General features: G+C 70.7%; 18 protein-coding genes and 1 riboswitch. Of the genes, 12 read left to right on the top strand and 6 right to left on the bottom strand.

The window, feature by feature from the left end; genetic code table 11:
* Positions 1-21 precede the first annotated feature (21 nt).
* From F563_RS0111610 to F563_RS0111575, 8 genes are all read left to right on the top strand, one after another.
* Complete coding sequence (locus tag F563_RS0111610) at positions 22-897, top strand: branched-chain amino acid ABC transporter permease (RefSeq protein ID WP_019014847.1); 876 nt, start codon at positions 22-24, stop codon at positions 895-897.
* Entirely contained in the window at positions 890-1,885 is a 996-nt protein-coding gene (locus tag F563_RS0111605) for a branched-chain amino acid ABC transporter permease (protein WP_019014846.1), read from the top strand. Before F563_RS0111610 ends, F563_RS0111605 begins: the two co-directional genes overlap by 8 nt.
* 67 nt (positions 1,886-1,952) lie before the next feature.
* Complete coding sequence (locus tag F563_RS0111600; protein WP_019014845.1) at positions 1,953-3,233, top strand: ABC transporter substrate-binding protein; 1,281 nt, start codon at positions 1,953-1,955, stop codon at positions 3,231-3,233.
* 60 nt (positions 3,234-3,293) lie between these two features.
* On the top strand, positions 3,294-4,040 hold the full coding sequence (locus F563_RS0111595; protein ID WP_019014844.1) for an ABC transporter ATP-binding protein: 747 nt from the start codon (positions 3,294-3,296) through the stop codon (positions 4,038-4,040).
* Positions 4,040-4,747, top strand: a complete 708-nt coding sequence (locus F563_RS0111590; RefSeq protein ID WP_019014843.1) for an ABC transporter ATP-binding protein — start codon at positions 4,040-4,042, stop codon at positions 4,745-4,747. The genes F563_RS0111595 and F563_RS0111590 overlap by 1 nt, the downstream gene beginning before the upstream one ends.
* Positions 4,748-4,758: 11 nt before the next feature.
* The gene (locus F563_RS0111585; RefSeq protein ID WP_019014842.1) at positions 4,759-5,955 is read left to right on the top strand and encodes a Tm-1-like ATP-binding domain-containing protein; all 1,197 of its coding nucleotides are present in this window, start codon (positions 4,759-4,761) and stop codon (positions 5,953-5,955) included.
* Positions 5,956-5,957: 2 nt separating this feature from the next.
* Entirely contained in the window at positions 5,958-6,788 is an 831-nt protein-coding gene (locus tag F563_RS0111580; RefSeq protein WP_019014841.1) for a phosphoenolpyruvate hydrolase family protein, read from the top strand.
* A gap of 11 nt (positions 6,789-6,799) precedes the next feature.
* Positions 6,800-7,717 (top strand): SRPBCC family protein, encoded by a 918-nt coding sequence (locus tag F563_RS0111575; RefSeq protein ID WP_019014840.1) that lies wholly within the window; start codon positions 6,800-6,802, stop codon positions 7,715-7,717.
* A 34-nt stretch (positions 7,718-7,751) separates the two neighbouring features.
* On the opposite strand, the gene F563_RS0111570 is transcribed toward F563_RS0111575, so the two are convergent.
* The 5 genes from F563_RS0111570 to F563_RS0111550 form a co-directional block, all read right to left on the bottom strand.
* Complete coding sequence (locus tag F563_RS0111570) at positions 7,752-9,035, bottom strand: metal-dependent hydrolase family protein (RefSeq protein WP_019014839.1); 1,284 nt, start codon at positions 9,033-9,035, stop codon at positions 7,752-7,754.
* A gap of 127 nt (positions 9,036-9,162) precedes the next feature.
* Positions 9,163-10,296, bottom strand: coding sequence for a Gfo/Idh/MocA family oxidoreductase (locus F563_RS0111565; protein WP_019014838.1), 1,134 nt, complete (start codon positions 10,294-10,296; stop codon positions 9,163-9,165).
* A complete protein-coding gene (locus F563_RS0111560) occupies positions 10,293-11,345 on the bottom strand; it encodes a sugar phosphate isomerase/epimerase family protein (RefSeq protein ID WP_019014837.1) in 1,053 nt (350 codons plus the stop codon). Before F563_RS0111560 ends, F563_RS0111565 begins: the two co-directional genes overlap by 4 nt.
* A gap of 160 nt (positions 11,346-11,505) precedes the next feature.
* Positions 11,506-12,303: a (S)-ureidoglycine aminohydrolase gene (allE, locus tag F563_RS0111555; protein WP_019014836.1), complete on the bottom strand. Its 798-nt coding sequence runs from the start codon at positions 12,301-12,303 to the stop codon at positions 11,506-11,508.
* 93 nt (positions 12,304-12,396) lie between these two features.
* Complete coding sequence (locus F563_RS0111550) at positions 12,397-13,539, bottom strand: deoxyguanosinetriphosphate triphosphohydrolase (protein WP_019014835.1); 1,143 nt, start codon at positions 13,537-13,539, stop codon at positions 12,397-12,399.
* A gap of 96 nt (positions 13,540-13,635) precedes the next feature.
* Here F563_RS0111550 and erpA point away from each other — a divergent pair, with 96 nt between their 5' ends.
* The 4 genes from erpA (at position 13,636) to F563_RS23975 (ending at position 17,891) form a co-directional block, all read left to right on the top strand.
* A complete protein-coding gene (gene erpA / locus F563_RS0111545) occupies positions 13,636-13,986 on the top strand; it encodes an iron-sulfur cluster insertion protein ErpA (protein ID WP_019014834.1) in 351 nt (116 codons plus the stop codon).
* A gap of 7 nt (positions 13,987-13,993) precedes the next feature.
* Positions 13,994-14,767 carry an exodeoxyribonuclease III gene (xth, locus tag F563_RS0111540; RefSeq protein ID WP_019014833.1) on the top strand — a complete coding sequence of 258 codons (774 nt, stop codon included), beginning with the start codon at positions 13,994-13,996 and terminating at the stop codon, positions 14,765-14,767.
* Positions 14,768-14,821: 54 nt separating this feature from the next.
* A riboswitch (cobalamin riboswitch) is annotated at positions 14,822-15,034 on the top strand.
* 41 nt (positions 15,035-15,075) lie between these two features.
* Positions 15,076-17,376, top strand: a complete 2,301-nt coding sequence (gene metE, locus F563_RS0111535; protein ID WP_019014832.1) for a 5-methyltetrahydropteroyltriglutamate--homocysteine S-methyltransferase — start codon at positions 15,076-15,078, stop codon at positions 17,374-17,376.
* A gap of 44 nt (positions 17,377-17,420) precedes the next feature.
* On the top strand, positions 17,421-17,891 hold the full coding sequence (locus tag F563_RS23975) for a cupin domain-containing protein (protein WP_019014831.1): 471 nt from the start codon (positions 17,421-17,423) through the stop codon (positions 17,889-17,891).
* A 9-nt stretch (positions 17,892-17,900) separates the two neighbouring features.
* On the opposite strand, the gene F563_RS0111525 is transcribed toward F563_RS23975, so the two are convergent.
* Positions 17,901-18,323, bottom strand: coding sequence for a hypothetical protein (locus F563_RS0111525; protein ID WP_019014830.1), 423 nt, complete (start codon positions 18,321-18,323; stop codon positions 17,901-17,903).
* Positions 18,324-18,677: the final 354 nt, after the last annotated feature.

The following is an 18,677-nucleotide window of genomic DNA, read 5'->3' as shown; positions in this document are numbered from 1 at the left end:
GAGGGGGGAGACGACACGCGGATGGGCCTCGCGGCCATCGTCGTGCTGAACGGACTGACGCTCGCGGCGCTCTACTTCATCGTGGCGAGTGGCTTCTCGCTCATCTTCGGGCTGATGCGCGTGGTCAACATGGCGCACGGTTCGCTCTATCTCGTCGCGGGCTATGTCGGGTATCGCGTCTTCGAGCCGCTCTACGACGCCGATGTCTGGTGGGCATGGTATGCCGGGCTCGCCGCGGGGATCGCCTTCGCCGCGGTGATCGGCGCGTTGCTGCAAGCGCTTCTGCTTTCCTGGATGCAGGGCCAGGAGCTGCGCCAAGCGCTCGTCACCATCGGCGTGTCGATCATCGTCGCCGACCAGGTGCTCGCCGTGTTCGGCGGCACGCCGCGCCAGTTCTTCGCCCCCGACGCCATCTTCGGCTCCACCCAGGTGCCGCTGGTCGGCGGCTATCCGACCTTCCGCCTGGTGCAGATCGCCGTCGCGCTCGGCGTCGGCATCGGCCTCTGGCTGCTGCTGAACCGCACGCGGCTCGGGATGATGATCCGCGCCGGCGTCGATGACCGCGAGATGCTCGGCGCCTGCGGGGTCAATGTGCCCGTGGTCGGCGTCGCCGTGTTCGCGCTCGGCGCAGCACTCTGCGGCCTCGGCGGCGTGATCGGCTCGACCGCGCAGCCGCTCGCCCTCGGCCAGGATGGTCGGTTCCTGCTGATCTCGCTCGTGGTGGTGATCGTCGGCGGGATGGGATCGGTCACCGGCACTGCGGTCGGCGCGGTGCTGGTGGGGCTCGCCGAGCAGATCGGCCAGGCGCTGTTTCCGACCTACTCCGTGATCCTCACCTTCGTGATCATGGCGACCGTGCTCGCGCTCCGGCCGCAGGGGATTCTCGGCCGTGGCTGAGCGCGCGGCTCGCTGGCTGATCGTCGCGGCGCTGCTCGCGCTGCCCTGGCTGCTGCCCATGATCCTGCCGCCGCACCAGGCGCAGTTCTGGACCGCCAACGTGTTCGGCCGCGCGATCGTCTTCGGCATCATCGCGCTGTCGCTGACCTTCCTCGCCACCTATGGCGGCTTCATCTCGCTCGCGCAGATGATGATCGCGGGCACCGCCGGCTACACGGTCGCGATTTTCGTCGACGGCGCCGTGCCGGCGATCGTCGGCGGGCTTTCCTATGCGGCCGCCGTGCCGCTCGGCCTCGCCGCCGCGACGCTGATGGGGCTGCTGGTCGGCGCGATCGCCGTGCGCACGCGCGACATCTACCTGCTGATGATCACGCTCGCCCTCGCCATGGGCGTGTTCCGTTTCGTCGAGACCAACATCGCCTGGTTCAACGGCTACGAGGGCATCCGCAACGTCGTCGGCCCGCGGCTGTTCGGCTACGACTTCCGCAACGCCTACGTCTTCTACTATGCGGCGCTCGCGGTCGCGGGCCTGCTCTACGGGGGCGTGCTCTATCTCGTGCGCACGCCGTTCGGGCTCGTGCTCCAGGGCATCCGCGACAACGCGCGCCGCGTCGCGGCCCTCGGCTACTCGGTCGCGCTGCATCGCATCCTCGCCTTCGGCGTCGCGGGCTTCATCGCCGGCGCCGGCGGCGTGCTCGCGACCATCTACAACATCGGCATCTCGCCCGGGTCGATCGGACTGGGCGCGACCGTGAACATCCTGATCATGAGCGTGATCGGCGGGCTCGGCCATCCGATCGGCGCCTTCATCGGTGCGCTCATCTTCGTGGTGTTCGACACCTTCGCGGCCGATCTCTACGACCGCGACCGCTTCAACACGCTGATCGGCCTCGTCTTCCTCGCCATCGTCCTGGTCTCGCCGGACGGCATGGTGGGGGTCGGGGCCCGGCTGCGCAGACTGCTCGGGGTGCGCCATGCCGCAGCCTGAGCGTGGCAAGGGCGGCGTGCGTCCGACCCCGCCCGCGACGACAACGGACACAGAAGGAGGAGTCATCATGACGACACGTCTCACGCGCCGTGCGGCCCTGCTCGGCACCGGCGGGCTCGCCGCCGCTGCCGCCGGCTTTCCGGCCCCTGCGATCGCGCAGCGCGCGCCGATCCGCCTCGGCGGGCTGACCACACTCGAAGGCCCCTTCGCGACCGGCGGGCAGGACGCCTACCGCACGGTACAGATGGAGCTCGAGCGGATCGACTACACGGTCGGCGGGCGGCGCATCGAGTTCATCCGCGAGAGCTCGAACGCGCAGGCCGACGTGGCCCTCGCGCGCGCGCGCAAGCTCATCGAGCAGGACAACGTGGACATCATCCTCGGCCCGCTCTCGGGTGCCGAGGGAATCGCGCTGCGCGACTACTCGCGCACGCTGACCGGGCGCACCATCGTCAACGGCAGCTCGGGCGCGGCCGACACGACGCTGCGCAACCCCTCGCCGAACTTCTTCCGCTTCAACACCGACGGCACGCAGTGGATGGCGGGGCTCGGCAGCCATGTCTACAACAACCTCAACATCCGCGACGTCGCGGTGACGGCCGGCGACTACGCCTTCCCCTACGCGCAGGTGTTCGGCTTCAACATCGAGTTCTGCCGCCTCGGCGGGCGCGTGACGCATTACTGGGCGCCGCTCGGCACCACCGACTTCAGCGCCCAGGTCGCGCAGATCAACCGCTCCGATGCCGGCGCGATCGTGATCGTGCATGGCGGCACCGACGGCCTCGCCTTCATGACGCAGTACGCCCAGGCGGGCGGGCAGAAGCCGCTGATCGCGGGCTCGATCATGGCGGATCAGACCATGCTCGCCGCGCGCGGTCCGCATCGCCGCGTGATGATCGGCATGGTGTCGAGCGGCCCGATCGCGGACGTGATCGACGATCCCGACTGGCGCGAATTCGTCGAGCGCTATCGCCGCCGCTGGCTGAACGAGGGCGGATTCCCCTCGCCCTCGATCCATGCCGTGAACTACGCCACCAATCTCTGGGGCATCCTCGGCGCGCTCCGGGCCGTGGACGGCGATCTCTCGAACAACCAGGCCGCGTTCCAGCGCGCCCTCGCCGCGCAGCAGTTCAAGGCGCCGACCGGGGCGAACGTGAAGCTCGACCACAATCGCCAGGCCATCTCCGACATCTTCCTCAACCGCGTCGAGGAGCGTGACGGACGGGCCCAGGTGGTCGCGTTCGGGCGAACGGCGCAGGTGAACCAGACCCTCGGCGTGCCGGAGGCGCAGTTCCTCGCCCTCGGCTCGCCCTCGCGCGACAACCCGGGCTGCGTCCGCCCGTCGTAGTCGGCACGGCTGTTGCGGGGCCGGCGGGTGCCGGCCCCGCACTGGCTTCAGGATCGCCGTGTGAGCACGCCTGCCCTCCGCCTCAGCAGTGTCAGCCGTCGCTTCGGCGCGTTGCAGGCCGTGCGCGACGTCACCTTCGATGTCGCGCCGGGCGAGCGCCGCGCGGTGATCGGTCCGAACGGCGCGGGCAAGACCACGCTGTTCAACACGATCTGCGGCGACTTCCCGCCGAGTTCGGGCCGGATCGAGCTGTTCGGTCTCGACATCACGCGCGCGCGCCCGCATCAGCGCACGCGGCTCGGGATCGGCCGGACCTACCAGACCTCGCTGTTGTTCAACGGGCTCACGGTGGAGCAGAACCTGTTCGTCGCCGTGCGCGGGGTGCAGCCGCACCGCTGGTCCGTGCTCCGCTCCGGGCGGGACGATCCTGCGCTCGCCAAGGCGCGCGCGCTCGCCGAGCGGGTGCAGCTCGCGCCCCTGCTCAGCGAGCGTGTGCTCAATCTCAGCCATGGTCAGCGGCGCCAGCTCGAGATCGGCATGGCGCTCGCCGGCGACCCGAAGGTGCTGATGCTCGATGAGCCCGCCGCCGGACTCTCGGCCGGCGAGCGGCCCGGGCTGCTCGCGATGCTGCGCACCTTGCCGCGCAGCGTGACGCTGATCCTGATCGAGCACGACATGGACATCGCGCTGCCCGCGTCCGACATCGTCACGGTGATGAAGGACGGCGAGGTGGTGGTCGAGGCGGCGCCCGACCGGATCGAGGACGATCCGACCGTGCAGGCGATCTATCTCGGGACCGGGCACTGATGCTCGACGTGCGCGACCTGCATGTGCGGTTCGGCGAGGCGCATATCCTCCAGGGCGTGTCGATCGCGCTCGGCGGCGCACCGCTCGCGATCGTCGGCCGCAACGGCATGGGCAAGACCACGCTCTGCCAGGCGATCATGGGCATGATCCGGCCGAGCGAGGGCGAGGTCACGCTCGACGGACGCCCCCTCACCGGACTTCCGCCGTACCGGATCGCGCGCCAGGGCCTCGCGATCGTGCCGCAGGGCCGTCGCACCTTCGCCTCGCTCTCGGTGCACGAGCATCTGAAGCTGGTCAGCCAGGGGCGCGGCGCGCGCTGGACCATCGAGCGCGTCTACGAGACCTTCCCGCGGCTCGCGGAACGCCGGCGTAACGGCGGCACCGAGCTTTCGGGCGGCGAGCAGCAGATGCTGGCGATCGCGCGCGCGCTGCTGATGAACCCCAAGGTCGTGATCATGGACGAGCCGAGCGAGGGCCTCGCCCCGGTGATCGTCGATCAACTGATCGCGGTGCTGCGCGCCCTGCCGAAGGACGGCATGGGGCTGCTGCTGGTCGAGCAGAACCTGCGCGTCGCGACCGAGGTCGCGCCCGAGATCGCGATCATGGTGACGGGGCGCATCGCGACCTCGCTGCCCGCGGCGACGCTCGCGGAGGATATCGAGATCCAGCGGCGCTACCTCGGCGTGGCGGCCGGCGGACACCACTGAGGAGAGAGGCGATGGCCACGGTCTATGTCATCGGCACGATGGACACCAAGGGTGCGGAGCTGCGCTTCGCCGCCGACTGCGTGCGGCGCGCCGGGGCGCGCCCCGTGCTGGTCGATGTCGGCACCAAGGGTCCGGGCGATGGCGCCGACGTCACCGCCGCCGAGATCGCCGCGCATCACCCCGACGGCGCGGGGGCCGTGCTCGGGCTGAACGACCGCGGCGCGGCGGTTGCGGGCATGGCGGAGGCGCTGACCCGATGGCTCTCGGCGCGCACCGATATCGGCGCGGTGCTGGGCCTCGGCGGCTCCGGCAACACCGCGCTGGTCACACAGGCGATGCGCGCGCTGCCGATCGGCACGCCGAAGCTGATGGTCAGCACGGTCGCTTCGGGCAATGTCGCGCCCTATGTCGGCCCGTCCGATCTCGCGCTGATGTACTCGGTGGTGGATGTCGCGGGGATCAACGGCATCTCGCGCCGGGTGATCGCGAATGCTGCGCATGCCGCGGCGGGCATGGCGCTGAATCCACCGCCCGCCGCGACGGCGGCCGAGAAACCCGGCATCGGCATGACCATGTTCGGCGTCACCACCGCCTGCATCACCATGCTGCGCGAGGCGCTCGACGCCGACTATGAATGCTACGTGTTCCACGCCACCGGCGCGGGCGGGCAGAGCATGGAGAAGCTCGCCGATTCCGGCCTCGTCGCGGCGCTGATCGACATCACGACCACCGAGGTGCCGGATCACCTGTTCGGCGGCGTCTTCCCCTGTACCGAGGACCGGTTCGGCGCGGCGATCCGCGCGCGCCTGCCGTATGTCGGCAGCGTCGGCGCGGTGGACATGGTGAATTTCGGCGCCAAGGACACCGTGCCGGCGCGCTACGCCGGACGGACCCTCTACGTGCACAACCCGCAGGTGACGCTGATGCGCACCACGCCGGAGGAGAACCGCGCGATCGGGCGCTTCATCGTCGAGCGGCTGAACCGCATGGAGGGTCCGGTGCGGTTCCTGCTGCCGCTCGGCGGGGTGTCGGCGATCGACGTGCCGGGCATGCCCTTCCACGACCCCGCAGCCGATGCGGCGCTGTTCGAGACGATCCGCAGCGGCTTCGTGCCCGCGCCCAACCGCAGGCTCATCGAGGTGGATGCGGCGATCAACGACCGCGCCTTCGCCGATGCCGTGCTCACCGCCTTCCGCGAGATCGTCTGACCATGCCCCGCTTCACGCGCCGCGCCCTGCTCGACCGCTTCAACGCCATGGTGGCACGCCGCGAGCCGATCATCGGCGGCGGCGCGGGCACCGGCCTCTCGGCCAAGTGCGAGGAGGAAGGCGGGATCGACCTGATCGTGATCTACAACTCGGGCCGCTATCGCATGGCGGGGCGCGGCTCGCTCGCCGGCCTGCTCGCCTACGGCAACGCGAACGAGATCGTGAAGGAGATGGCGCGCGAAGTGCTGCCGGTGGTGAAGCGCACGCCGGTGATCGCGGGCGTGAACGGCACCGATCCCTTCGTGATCATGGATCACCTGCTCGATGAGCTGAAGGCGCTCGGCTTCGCCGGCGTGCAGAACTTCCCGACCGTCGGGCTGATCGACGGCATCTTCCGCGCCAACCTCGAGGAGACCGGGATGGGGTTCGGGCACGAGATCGACATGATCCGGCTGGCCCACGCGAAGGACATGCTGACCACGCCCTACGTGTTCAACGCCGACGAGGCGGCGGAGATGGCGAAGGCCGGCGCCGACATCATCGTGCCGCATCTGGGCCTGACCACCGGCGGCGCGATCGGCGCCCACACCGCGCTCAAGCTCGCCGACTGCCCGGCCCTGATCGATGCCTGGGCGGAAGCGGCGCGGCGCGTGCGGCCCGACATCATCGTGCTCTGCCACGGCGGTCCGATCGCGACGCCGGAGGATGCCACCTACATCCTGCGCCATACGAAGCAGTGCAACGGGTTCTACGGCGCCTCCTCGATGGAGCGCCTGCCGACCGAGGTTGCGCTCACCGCGCAGACCCGCGCCTTCAAGTCGATCAGCTTCTGAGGAGCCCACCCATGGCCCGCGCCTATGCCTCGACCATCCTGGACGCGCCGATCGAGACCGTCTGGGCGACGATCCGTGACTTCAACGGCCTGCCCTCCTGGCATCCGGCGATCGCGCGCTCGGAGATCGAGGACGGGCTCGATGCCGATGTGGTCGGCTGCGTGCGCCGCTTCTGGCTCCAGGACGGCACGATGGTGCGCGAGCGGCTGCTGCATCTGGACGACCGCTTCACCAGCTTCTCCTACAACTTCGAAACCCCGGCGTTCCCGGTCGAGAACTACCGCGCGCGCGTGCGGCTGCTGCCGGTGACCAAGACCGACCAGACCTTCGCCGAGTGGGAGGCGACCTTCGACGAGGCGCCGCAGGACAAGGGCAAGTATGTCGACATCATCTCCAACGCCGTGTTCCAGGGCGGCTGGGACGCGCTGAAGAAGGTCCTGCCGGGCCGGCCGCGGCCCGCCAACGCGTCGCGCTGGGCCGGGTTCGCGCCGAACAAGGTGTGGTGCAGCACCGTGATCGACGCGCCCGCCGAGGCGGTCTGGGGCGTGATCCGCGACTTCGCCGGCATGGGCGCCTGGCACGACGCGATCACGAAGATGCACATGCTGGGCGGCGTGCGCAGCGACAAGGTCTCGGGCACGCGCGACTTCCACTTCGGCGAGGGGCATCTGCACGAGAAGCTGCTGCATCTCGACGATGCCGAGATGAGCTTCTCGTACTGCATCACCAAGAGCGGGATTCCCTGGCTGCACTATGTCAGCGGCCCGCGGCTCTGGCGCGTGACCGACGGGAACCGCTGCTTCGGCTGCTGGACCGGCGACTGGGTCGCCGCCCCGCAGGACGACGTCACGCTGATCCCCTTCGCCACCAACGAGGTCTATCTCAAGGCGTTCGAGACCCTGGCGGCACGGTTCTTCGCGAAGGGGTAGCCGCGCGCGGGAAGTGTCGCTCCCCGCGCGCCGATCACTCGGCCGCGAGCGGCAACTTCTCGCGCGCGATGCTGCGGCGCGGATCCTTCCAGAGCCGACCGTCGGTCATCACCATCGCGATGTTGTCCTTGTCCTGCAGCAGGGAGACATCCGCCACCACATCGCCCTTCACGAGCAGCAGGTCGGCGAGGTAGCCCTCGCGCACCTCGCCGCACTGGCCCTTGAGCCCCATCAGGTCCGCGCCCACGCGCGTCGCGCACTGCAACGCCTCGTTCGGCGTGTAGCCGAAGAAGCGGACGAAGTGGCTGATGTCGCGCGCGTTCTGCCCCTGGGGGGTGAAGGCGAAGCCGTAGTCGCCGCCGATCACCACGCGGATGCCGCGCTTGCGCATCTGGTGGTAGGTCTCGCAGCTCACCTCGAACGCCTTGTCGAAGCCGCGCTCGATCAGCCACGCCTTCGTGATGCCGATCTTCTCGTGCTCGTACATCAGGTTGTAGAGCAGGCCGAAGGCGGGCCCGACGTAATGCTTGTGCTTGTTGCGCTCGAGCATGTCGAGCGCCTCCTCGTCGGACTGGTCGCAGTGGTAGATGCAGTCCACGCCCGCCTCGACGCAGCGCTTCACGCTCTCGGCCGACCGCGAATGCGCCACCAGCATCCTGCCGAACTCGTGCCCGACCTCGACGGCCGTGGCGATCTCCGCGCGCGACATCGGCGTGATGCGGGCCTTGGCGTGGGTCACGAAGTCGTCGCCGGAGACGTTGATCTTCAGGTTGTCCACGCCCTCGCGCATGCAGAGCCGCGCGACCTTGCGCATCTCGTCCACGCCGTCGGCGATCAGGGCGAAGCTCTCGCGGTAGAGATGCACACGCCGCTCGTCGCCGAGGCCCGCGGTGGTGGTGATCTCGGGCGAGGCGGCCCGCATCCGGGGCCCGATGAAGTCGCCGGCGTTGATCGCGTTGCGTGTGACGACGCCGAGCCGGAGCTTGGCGCTCGCCGCCTCGAACAGGCTGGTGAAGCCATGGTCGAGCATCACCCGCGTGTTCTTGATCGTCATGATCAGGTGCTCTTCGGGCGGGATCTCGCCGAGCTGGGCCGGCTCCGAGACGCCCGTGAAGGTCGGGTGGCTGTGGCCTTCGACCATGCCGGGCATCAGCGTCATGCCGGTCGCGTCGATCACGTCCGCGCCGATCGCGTCCACCGTGCCGAGATCGGTCGCGACCGCGCGGATGCGGTTGCCCTCGACGAGCACATCGGCCGGATAGGGTTCGGCGCCCGTGGCGTCGAACACCATGGCGTTGCGGATCAGGATCCTGGACATGCGGCGCTCCCTGGCTTCGCGCTCTCGATGGCGCGTCATGCGCAATGAAGCCGAGCTCGGCACAGCGGGTCAACCGGAAGCGCACCGGCACATCCGTGTTTGACGCTGTTCCGGCACGGTGGCCGGATCAGACAGGCGTCCAGCTCCCGCCTGCCTGAGCGGACGCCACCGCCGCGGCGACGAACCGCATGCCGCGCAGCCCATCCTCGACGGTCGGCGTGTCGGTGCTCAGCGGATCGGGCGCACGCCCCTCGCGCAGCGCCGCGATCTGTTCGGCCGCGTCGCGGTAGAGCTGCGCGAAGGCCTCGAGATAGCCCTCCGGGTGACCCGACGGGATGCGCGTGGCGTGCGCGGCGGCCGGATGGAGCGCGCCGACCGCGCGCGCGAGCACGCGCGGCGCCTCGCCGAGCGGGGTGTGCAGGAGCTGGTTCGGCTGCTCCTGGCTCCAGGCGAGCCCGCCGCGCTCGCCATAGACGCGCAGCCTGAGCGCGTTCTCGTTGCCGGGCGCCACCTGCGACGACCACAGCATGCCGCGCGCCCCGCCGACGAAGCGCAGCAGCAGATGCGCGTTGTCGTCCACGCGGCGCCCGGCGACGAAGCTCTGCACGTCCGCGAGCACGCTTTCGACGCGCAGTCCCGTGACGAATTCGGCGAGATGATGCGCGTGCGTGCCGAGATCGCCGAGCGAGCCGCCGAGTCCCGCGCGCGCCGGGTCGGTGCGCCACGCGGCCTGCTTCTGCCCCGTCTGCTCGAGCGGGGTGCTGAGCCAGTCCTGCGGGTATTCGACCTGCACCACGCGGAGAGCGCCAAGCTCACCCGCCCGCACCATCGCGCGCGCCTGGCGCACCATCGGATAGCCCGAATAGTTGTGCGTCAGCACGAACACGCGGCCGGTGCGCCTCGCGGTCGCGACGAGATCCTCGGCCTCGGCCACCGTGAGCGCGAGCGGCTTGTCGCAGATCACGTGCAGCCCCGCCTCCAGCGCCGCCTTGGCCGGGGCGTGATGCATGTGGTTGGGCGTGACGATCGCCACCGCCTCGGCGCCGTCGGCGCGCCCCGCCTCGGCCGCGATCATCGCCCGGAAATCGGGATAGCCGCGAATGCCGAGCCCGGCCGCGGAGGCCATCGCCCGCTCGGGATCGGAGGCGAGCGCACCTGCGACCAGCTCGAACCGATCGTCGAGCCGCGCGGCCATGCGGTGCACCGCGCCGATGAAGGCGCCGCGCCCGCCGCCGACCATGGCGAGGCGGATGCGCCTCACAGCCCGAGCATCCGGCGGTTGGCCGCCTCGTCCGTGCCGCTCGCGGCGAAGTCGTCGAACGCCTTCTCGGTGACGCGGATCAGGTGGCGGCGGATGAACTCGGCCCCCTCGCGCGCGCCGTCCTCGGGATGCTTCAGGCAGCACTCCCATTCCAGCACGGCCCAGCCGTCGAAGCCGTACTGGGTGAGCTTGGAGAACACCGCGCCGAACTCGACCTGGCCGTCGCCGAGCGAGCGGAACCGTCCGGCGCGATCGACCCAGGGCTGGTAGCCGCCATAGACCCCGACGCGGCCGGTCGGGCGGAACTCCGCGTCCTTCACATGGAACATGCGGATGCGCGGGTGATAGAGGTCGATGAAGGCGAGATGGTCGAGCGCCTGGAGCACGAAGTGGCTCGGGTCGTAGAGGATGCTGGCGCGCGGGTGTCCGCCGACAGCGTCGAGGAACATCTCGAAGGTGGCGCCGTCGTGCAGATCCTCGCCCGGATGGATCTCGTAGCAGACATCCACGCCGACCTCGTCGAACGCATCGAGGATGGGGCGCCAGCGCGCGGCGAGCTCGGCGAAGGCGGTCGCGATCAGCCCGGGCGGCCGTTGCGGCCACGGATAGACATAGGGCCAGGCGAGCGCGCCGGAGAAGGTCGCGTGCGCGGTCAGGCTGAGGTTGCGCGAGGCGCGCGCGGCGAGCCGCATCTGCTCCACCGCCCAGGCCTGGCGCGCCTTCGGGTTGCCGCGCACCGCCGGGGCCGCGAAACCGTCGAAGGCCGCATCGTAGGCGGGATGGACGGCGACGAGCTGGCCTTGCAGATGCGTCGAAAGCTCGGTGACGACCAGCCCGTGCTTCGCGAGCAGCGCCTGGACGTCCTCGCAATACGCGCGGCTCTCGGCGGCGCGGGCGAGATCGAACAGCCGCGCATCCCAGGAGGGAATCTGCACCCCCTTGAAGCCGAGCGACGCGGCCCAGCCGGCGATCCCGTCCAGGCTGTCGAAGGGCGGGGCGTCACCCGCGAACTGCGCGAGGAAGATCGCAGGGCCGCGGATGCTCCGCATCACGGCAGGCCCCGCACGGCATGGCGGCTCTGCGACGGCATTGCTGTCCTCCCGGTCGGTTTTCCGCCTTCTGCCATGGCGCAGAGGACGTTTCCAGGCCAACGAACCGCGACACTGGTGCGCGGACAGGCGGCCGAGGGGATGGCTCGGCGATGCGGGATCAGGCGCCGCCGCGCGCGGCATCACCCTCGAACCGCACGTCGCGGTTGACGTCCTTGTAGAGCAGATACTCCGCCACCTCGTTGCCGGTGGCGTAGATCTGCTGCGGCAGATAGGGACCCATCCAGACGAAATCGCCGGTCCAGATCTCGTGCCAGTCGCGCCCCAGCAACTGCAGCGCCTGGCCCTGCAGCATGACCAGGCCGTGCTCCATGACGTGGGTCTCGATGCACCAGAAATGCGCGCCGGGCGCGTAGCACATGATGTTCATCTCGAAATCCATCGACATGTCCTTCGTGCCGAGCAGAAGGATGCGCCAGCGCGGGCCGTTGTCCTCGCGTGGCGCGGTGTCGCGATGGCCGATCTTCAGCCCCGGCCTGGCGATCCCCGGCACCGCCTCGTAGGGCCGCTTGACCCAGATCGCCCGCGCCTCGCCCTCGGCCGTCGCGGTGAGCGCGTAGGCCATGCCGGCGGGGATGTAGGCGAAGCCGCCCGGCCGGAGCGTGGCGGCCTGTCCGTCCGCGGTCAGCGTGAACGCGCCCTGCTGGACGTAGAAGAAATGTTCCAGTCCGTCATCGAGCACGCCCGCGCTGCCCTGCCCTGCCGGCGCGATCAGCAGCGCCTGGGCGAAGCGCGCGCCCATCGCCGGCGAGGTCTGGAAGCGGATGATGCAGCCCGGCCAGGACGGCAACAGGGAATCCATGATGCCCTCGGGCGGGAAGACGCAGTAATGCGGCGTCAGCATCGTGCGGTTGTGGCCGATGATGCCGGGGGCGGGATGGGCGGTGGGCGTGCGCATGGCGGTGGTCCTGCGATGTGGGCGATCGTGACCGACCATGCCGGGCGCGTCGCGTCAATGCAGGGTGGCCGCGGACCGGCCAAGCAGCGACGGTCACGCCCGCGTCGTCACGTCGAACAGCCGCCGGTGCTCGTCGAGCGCGTAGCCGTCCGTCATGCCGGCGACGTAATCGCAGACCGCGGTGACGTCGCCGCCCTGCCACTCGGGCGGCAGGCAGCCGGGATCGGCGCGGAACGCCCCGAACAGCTCGCGCACCACCCGACGCGCCTTCGCGGTCATCCGGTTCACCCGATGGTGGCGATACATGCGCGCCATCAGGAACGCCTTGATCTCGGCCAGGGCCGCTTGCATCCGCGCCGCGAACGCCACCACGGGCACGCCGAGTTGCCGCACCGCATCGGCCGATGCCGGCGCCGCCCCCTCCAGCCGCGCGCGGCTCTCGGCCACCACGTCGTGCACCATCGCGCCGATCAGGCTGCGGATCGTTTCGTGGTGCAGCCGATCGGGCGCGATGCCCGGGTATTCCGATTCGGCTTCCGCGATCGCCGCGCCGACCAGCGGCAGCGCGCGCAGCTCATCGAGCGTGAACAGCCCCGCGCGCAGCCCGTCATCGAGATCGTGGTTGGTGTAGGCGATGTCATCGGAGAGGGCCGCCACCTGCGCCTCCGCCGAGGGCCACGAGCCGAGATCGAGATCGAACACCGCGCAGAACCCGGCGAGGTGCCGGTGCGGCGCGGTGACGGGGCCGTTGTGCTTCGCCAGCCCCTCCAGCGTCTCCCAGGTCAGGTTCAGCCCGTCGAAGGCGGGGTAGCGCCGCTCCAGCGCCGTCACCACGCGCACCGCCTGGGCGTTGTGGTCGAAGCCGCCCTCGCCCGCCATGGCCTGGTTCAGCGCCTCCTCGCCGGCATGGCCGAAGGGCGGATGGCCGAGATCGTGGGCGAGGGCCAGCGCCTCGGCGAGATCCTCGTTCAGCGCGAGCCGCCGCGCGATCGAACGCGCGATCTGCGCCACCTCCAGCGAGTGCGTCAGGCGGGTGCGGTAGTGGTCGCCCTCATGCGCGACGAAGACCTGCGTCTTGTGCTTGAGCCGGCGGAAGGCCGTTGAGTGGATGATGCGATCACGGTCGCGCTGGAACGGCCCCCTGCCCTCGCTCGGCCGTTCGGGGAAGCGCCGGCCGCGCGTGCGGTCGGGCGGCACGGCCCAGGGGGCGAGCGGATGGGGGTAGCGGGCGGACATCGGCCGCGATCATCCTCCCGCGCAGCGCGGCCGCGCAACGGCGGCGGTTTGACATGGGCGAGTCCGATCCCGATCTTTCCCGCCGGAGGTGCCTTGATGGACACGCTCGACGCCCCGCCCCGCACCGTGACGCTGTCGGCCTCGGCCGCGCGGCGGCTTGCCGAGATCATCGCCGCCGAGGGCAACCCGGCGCTGATGCTGCGGCTTGCCGTCTCGGGCGGCGGCTGTTCGGGGTTCCAGTACGGCTTCGCGCTTGACGCGACGCTGAACGACGACGACCGCGTGTTCGAGCGCGACGGCGTGAAGCTGGTGGTGGACGAGGTCTCGCTCGACCTGCTGGCGGGCTCGGAGGTGGAGTACGACGAGGGGCTGATGGCGGCGCATTTCACGGTGCGCAACCCGAACGCCACCGCCTCCTGCGGCTGCGGCACCTCGTTCTCGGTCTGACCGCCCGGTGAAGGTCGCGACCTGGAACGTCAACTCGGTGCGCGCGCGCAAGGCGCACCTGATCGAGTATCTGCGCGCGGACGGCGCGCCGGACGTCGTCCTGTTGCAGGAGCTGAAGGTCGAGGAGGCAGGCTTTCCACGCGCCGAGGTGGAGGAGGCCGGCTACCACGCGCTCGTGTCCGGCCAGAAGACCTACAACGGGGTGGCGATCCTGAGCCGCCTGCCCGCGGCGGAGCGGATGCGCGGGCTGCCGGACGGCGATGGCGATTCCCAGGCGCGCTACCTGGAGGCCGAGATCGGCGGGCTCGTGGTGGCGTCGGTCTATGCGCCGAACGGCAATCCGGTCGGCACCGAGAAGTTCGCCTACAAGCTCGCCTGGATGGAGCGCATGGCGGCGCGCGCCGCGGCGCTGTTCGAGGAGGAGCGCGCGGTGGTGATCGGCGGCGACTGGAATGTCTGCCCGACCGCGCGCGATGTGTGGGACGAGCGGGCGATGGCCTCGGACGCGCTGCTCCAGCCCGAGAGCCGGGCGGCGTGGCGGCGGCTGATCTGGCAAGGCTGGACGGATGCGTTCCGCGCGCTGCACGCGGACGAGGCGGGCTACACCTACTGGGACTATCAGGCCGGCGCCTGGCCGCGCGATCACGGCATGCGCATCGACCACCTGCTGCTGAGCCCCCATGCGGCGCAGCGGCTGTCCGCCTCGTCGGTGGATCGCGGCCCGCGCGGCAAGGACAGCCCGTCCGACCACACGCCGGTCTGGTGCGCACTGACCGACTGACCGCTGTGCGGCTTGCTGGCCGCGGCGGCCTTGCGCGATTCAAAGATATGCGGATATCTTTATACATGTGATGGTCCGGCGCGAGCCGGCGCAAGAGGGAACGCCGTGCGCCCCCAAGGCCAGTCGGCGGCTGCCCCCGCAACTGTCAGCGGCGAGACGCCGCGCCCGCCGCCCGCTCGCGGGCAGCCACTGGGGACCTCCCCGGGAAGGCCGGCGCGGCGACCACGACCCGCAAGCCAGGAGACCTGCCGTCACGTACCCGCAACCTCATCGCCGGGCGGGGTGAACCGGCGTTCGGAGCATCGTCCATGGCCATCGCCTCCAATCTCGGATTCCCCCGCATCGGGGACCGTCGCGCCCTCAAGACCGCGCTCGAAGCCTTCTGGTCCGGCCGCGCCGGCGAGGGCGAGCTGATCGCCGCCGCCGCCCGCCTGCGCGCCGAGCACTGGAACCGTCAGCGCCGCCTCGGAATCAGCCACATCCCCTCGGGCGACTTCGCCCTTTACGACCACGTGCTCGAGACCGCCTGCATGCTCGGCGCGATCCCGCCCGGCTACGGCTGGACCGGCGGGCCGGTGCCGATCGCCACCCTCTTCGCCCTTGCCCGCGGCGCGCGCGGCACCGAGGCCGGCATTGCCCCGACCCTGCCCGCGCTCGAGATGACCAAGTGGTTCGACACCAACTACCACTACCTCGTGCCCATGCTGGCGCCGGACCAGCGCTTCGTGCTGACCGAGAACCGCCCGCGCGCCGCCTTCGAGGAGGCGCTCGCCCATGGCGTGCGCACGCGGCCCGTGCTGCTCGGCCCGGTGACGTTCCTGAAGCTCGCCAAGCGCGAGGACGGCGGCGACACGCTCGCCCTTCTCGACGCGCTGCTGCCGGTCTATGCCGAGATCCTCACCGGGCTCGCCGAGGCCGGCGCGCACTGGGTGCAGATCGACGAGCCCTGCTTCGCGCTCGACCTGACGGAGGCGGAGCGCAGCGCGGTGAGCCGCGCCCATGCGGCGCTCGCGGCTGCGGCACCACGGCTCTCGATCCTGCTTGCATCCTATTTCGGCCCGCTCGCCGACAACCTCCCGACCGCCCTCGCCCTGCCCGTGGCAGGCCTGCATCTCGACCTCGCGCGCGGCGCGGCCGATCTCGACGCCGTGCTGGAGGGTGCGCGCGCGGATCTCTGGCTCTCGCTCGGCGTGGTGGACGGGCGCAATGTCTGGCGCACCGATCTGCGCGCGGCGCTCGCCACGCTGCGCCGTGTCGCCGACCGGCGCGGCACGCGGCGCCTGATGGTGGCCCCCTCCTGCTCGCTGCTGCATGTGCCGATGGACCTCGAGGCCGAGGACGCGCTCGATCCGGAGGTGAAATCGTGGCTCGCCTTCGCGGTGCAGAAGCTCGCCGAGGTCGCGACGCTCGCGCGCGCGCTGGACGAGGGCGAGGGCGCGGTCGCCTCCGCCTTGAAGGCCTCGGATGCGGCGGTCGCGGGCCGGCGCGGCTCGGCGCGCGTGCACGACCCTGCCGTCGCCGCACGGGCCGCCGCGGCCGACCCGCCCGGCCGGTCCGCGCCCTATCGCGACCGCCGGATCGTCCAGCGCCGCACGCTCGCCCTGCCCCCCTTCCCCACCACCACGATCGGCAGTTTCCCCCAGACCGAGGCGGTGCGCCGGCTGCGCGCGGATCGCGCGGCAGGCCGGATCGACGACGACGCCTATACCGAGGCGATGAAGCGGCTGATCGCCGAGGCGATCGCCTGGCAGGAGGAGATCGGCCTCGACGTGCTGGTGCACGGCGAGTTCGAACGCAACGACATGGTGAAGTATTTCGGCGAACGCCTTTCCGGCTTCGCCTTCACGAAGCACGGCTGGGTACAGTCCTACGGCAGCCGCTGCGTCGCCCCGCCGATCATCTGGGGTGACGTCGCGCGGCCCGCGCCGATCACCGTCGCCTGGACCGCCTATGCGCAGTCGCTCACCACGAAGCCCGTGAAGGGGATGCTGACCGGCCCCGTGACCATGCTGCAATGGTCGTTCGTGCGCGACGACCTGCCGCGCGAGACCGTCTGCCGCCAGATCGCCCTCGCGATCCGCGACGAGGTGGATGATCTCCAGCGCGCCGGCATCCGCATGGTGCAGATCGACGAGCCCGCCTTCCGCGAGGGGCTGCCGCTGCGGCGCGCCGACCGGCGGCGCTATCTCGACTGGGCGGTCGCGTGCTTCCGCCTCGCCGCCGGCGCGGCGCGCGACGAGACGCAGATTCATACCCACATGTGCTACAGCGAATTCAACGACATCATCGCCGAGATCGCCGCCCTCGATGCCGACGTGATCTCGATCGAGACCGCGCGCAGCCGGATGGAGCTGCTCGACGCGTTCGCCAGCTTCGCCTATCCGAACGAGATCGGCCCTGGCGTGTACGACATCCACAGCCCGCGCGTGCCCGCGGCCGAGGAGATGGTGCGGCTGCTGCGCATCGCGCGCCGGCGCATCCCAGCGGATCGGCTCTGGGTGAATCCGGATTGCGGTCTGAAGACGCGGCGCTGGGAGGAGGTGCGTCCAGCGCTTGCCAACATGGTCACGGCGGCGCGGACGCTGCGCGCCGAATTGGCTACGGAATGATCCACGGGGCACGCCGCTCCTCACCCTATCGCCCGCAGGCCGCCATGCCGCTCCGCAAGCGCAACATCGCCAAGATCACGCCCTTTGCGTATGCCTTCGAGGCGGGCATCGGCGGGCGCATGGCGGATGTCGGCCGCACGCTCGGCAGCCAGCGGATCGGCCTCGCGATCCAAACGATCGCGCCGGGACACTGGTCGTCGCGCCGCCACCGGCACCTGTTCCAGGAGGAGATCCTGGTGGTGATGGCGGGCAGCGGCACACTGCACCATGGCGACGAGCGCGTGCCCGTCGGGCCAGGCGACGCGGTGTGCTACCTGCCGGGCGATCCCGAGCCGCACGCCTTCGAGAACACCGGCGCCGAGGACCTCGTGATCTGGGCCTTCGGCGACCGTGTGCCGCACGAGGTCTGCGTCTATCCCGACCAGGGTGTCGCCTTCGTCGAGGGGCTCGGCGCGGACGTGCCGCTGGACGCGGCGCGGCCGAGCGATTGGACCGAGGAGCGGCGCGGCCGCTGAGCCGCGCTGCTACTGCCGCGTCAGCGTCACGCGGCAGCGGCGCTCGCCGAATCCGCCGGCGTCGAGCTGCACCTTCTGGACACCGCTGAACGCGATCTCGGTATCGGTGGCGCTGCCGACGAACGTGCCGTTGATGACCGTACGCGGCAGGGTGACGGAGGTCTCGAGCGTGAACCGGCCATCGCGGATCGTCGTCGTGCCCGTCTCGCGCCCGAACTCGCGCGAGCCGTCCGGTGTACGAACCGGTCGCCAGACAGTGAGCCGCGGGCCGTTGCGCAGTGCCATCGCGTCGGCCCGCACGGCACTCAGATTGGCCGACGGCAGCGCCTCGCAGCGCCAGTCGCCGCGATACGAGATCTCGGCCGCCGGCGAGATGCCTGGTACGGCAACCATGAGCAGGGCCGCGACGGTGACGATGCGACAGTCAAGCATGCGCAGCCCCCCTGCGGCGACCCCGGAGCCGCACGTTACGCCGGCGTGATGCCGGGCGCAAACCCGGGCGAGCGATCGGCGGCGCGCGTTGCGGCCCGATGCCCCGGCCGTCGCACGTCCGGTGCTCGCCGGTGAACTGTCCCGCTGAAAGCGGCGGTGGCGGTTCGGGTGCCCGGGCGCCCGCCGCTGCGCGATCCCGGGCCGGCGGTGGCGGTGCTCCGCCAAGGGCCTTGAAAGGGCCACGGCACCCGGCGCATGCCATTCCAGGGACGAGGCCAACAAGGGGGAGGACCAGGGCAAACGCATGCGTCGCGCCGCTCCCGCGTGGGACCGGCAATCATGCTGATACCGGGT

It is taken from the genome of Elioraea tepidiphila DSM 17972, from assembly GCF_000378465.1.
GTDB classification, from domain to species: domain Bacteria; phylum Pseudomonadota; class Alphaproteobacteria; order Acetobacterales; family Acetobacteraceae; genus Elioraea; species Elioraea tepidiphila.
The sequence above is the reverse complement of the archived record's forward strand: the minus strand, read 5'-3'. Positions and strand labels throughout refer to the sequence as shown.

Bases quoted from the DNA above. Each gene is read 5' to 3' on its own strand.
- F563_RS0111610 (WP_019014847.1), top strand. From the start codon at position 22: ATGGGCCTCGCGGCCATCGTCGTGCTGAACGGACTGACGCTCGCGGCG.
- F563_RS0111600 (WP_019014845.1), top strand. From the start codon at position 1,953: ATGACGACACGTCTCACGCGCCGTGCGGCCCTGCTCGGCACCGGCGGG.
- F563_RS0111590 (WP_019014843.1), top strand. From the start codon at position 4,040: ATGCTCGACGTGCGCGACCTGCATGTGCGGTTCGGCGAGGCGCATATC.
- F563_RS0111585 (WP_019014842.1), top strand. From the start codon at position 4,759: ATGGCCACGGTCTATGTCATCGGCACGATGGACACCAAGGGTGCGGAG.
- F563_RS0111580 (WP_019014841.1), top strand. From the start codon at position 5,958: ATGCCCCGCTTCACGCGCCGCGCCCTGCTCGACCGCTTCAACGCCATG.
- F563_RS0111575 (WP_019014840.1), top strand. From the start codon at position 6,800: ATGGCCCGCGCCTATGCCTCGACCATCCTGGACGCGCCGATCGAGACC.
- F563_RS0111570 (WP_019014839.1), bottom strand. From the start codon at position 9,035: ATGTCCAGGATCCTGATCCGCAACGCCATGGTGTTCGACGCCACGGGC.
- F563_RS0111560 (WP_019014837.1), bottom strand. From the start codon at position 11,345: ATGCGGAGCATCCGCGGCCCTGCGATCTTCCTCGCGCAGTTCGCGGGT.
- allE (WP_019014836.1), bottom strand. From the start codon at position 12,303: ATGCGCACGCCCACCGCCCATCCCGCCCCCGGCATCATCGGCCACAAC.
- F563_RS0111550 (WP_019014835.1), bottom strand. From the start codon at position 13,539: ATGTCCGCCCGCTACCCCCATCCGCTCGCCCCCTGGGCCGTGCCGCCC.
- erpA (WP_019014834.1), top strand. From the start codon at position 13,636: ATGGACACGCTCGACGCCCCGCCCCGCACCGTGACGCTGTCGGCCTCG.
- metE (WP_019014832.1), top strand. From the start codon at position 15,076: ATGGCCATCGCCTCCAATCTCGGATTCCCCCGCATCGGGGACCGTCGC.
- F563_RS23975 (WP_019014831.1), top strand. From the start codon at position 17,421: ATGCCGCTCCGCAAGCGCAACATCGCCAAGATCACGCCCTTTGCGTAT.
- F563_RS0111525 (WP_019014830.1), bottom strand. From the start codon at position 18,323: ATGCTTGACTGTCGCATCGTCACCGTCGCGGCCCTGCTCATGGTTGCC.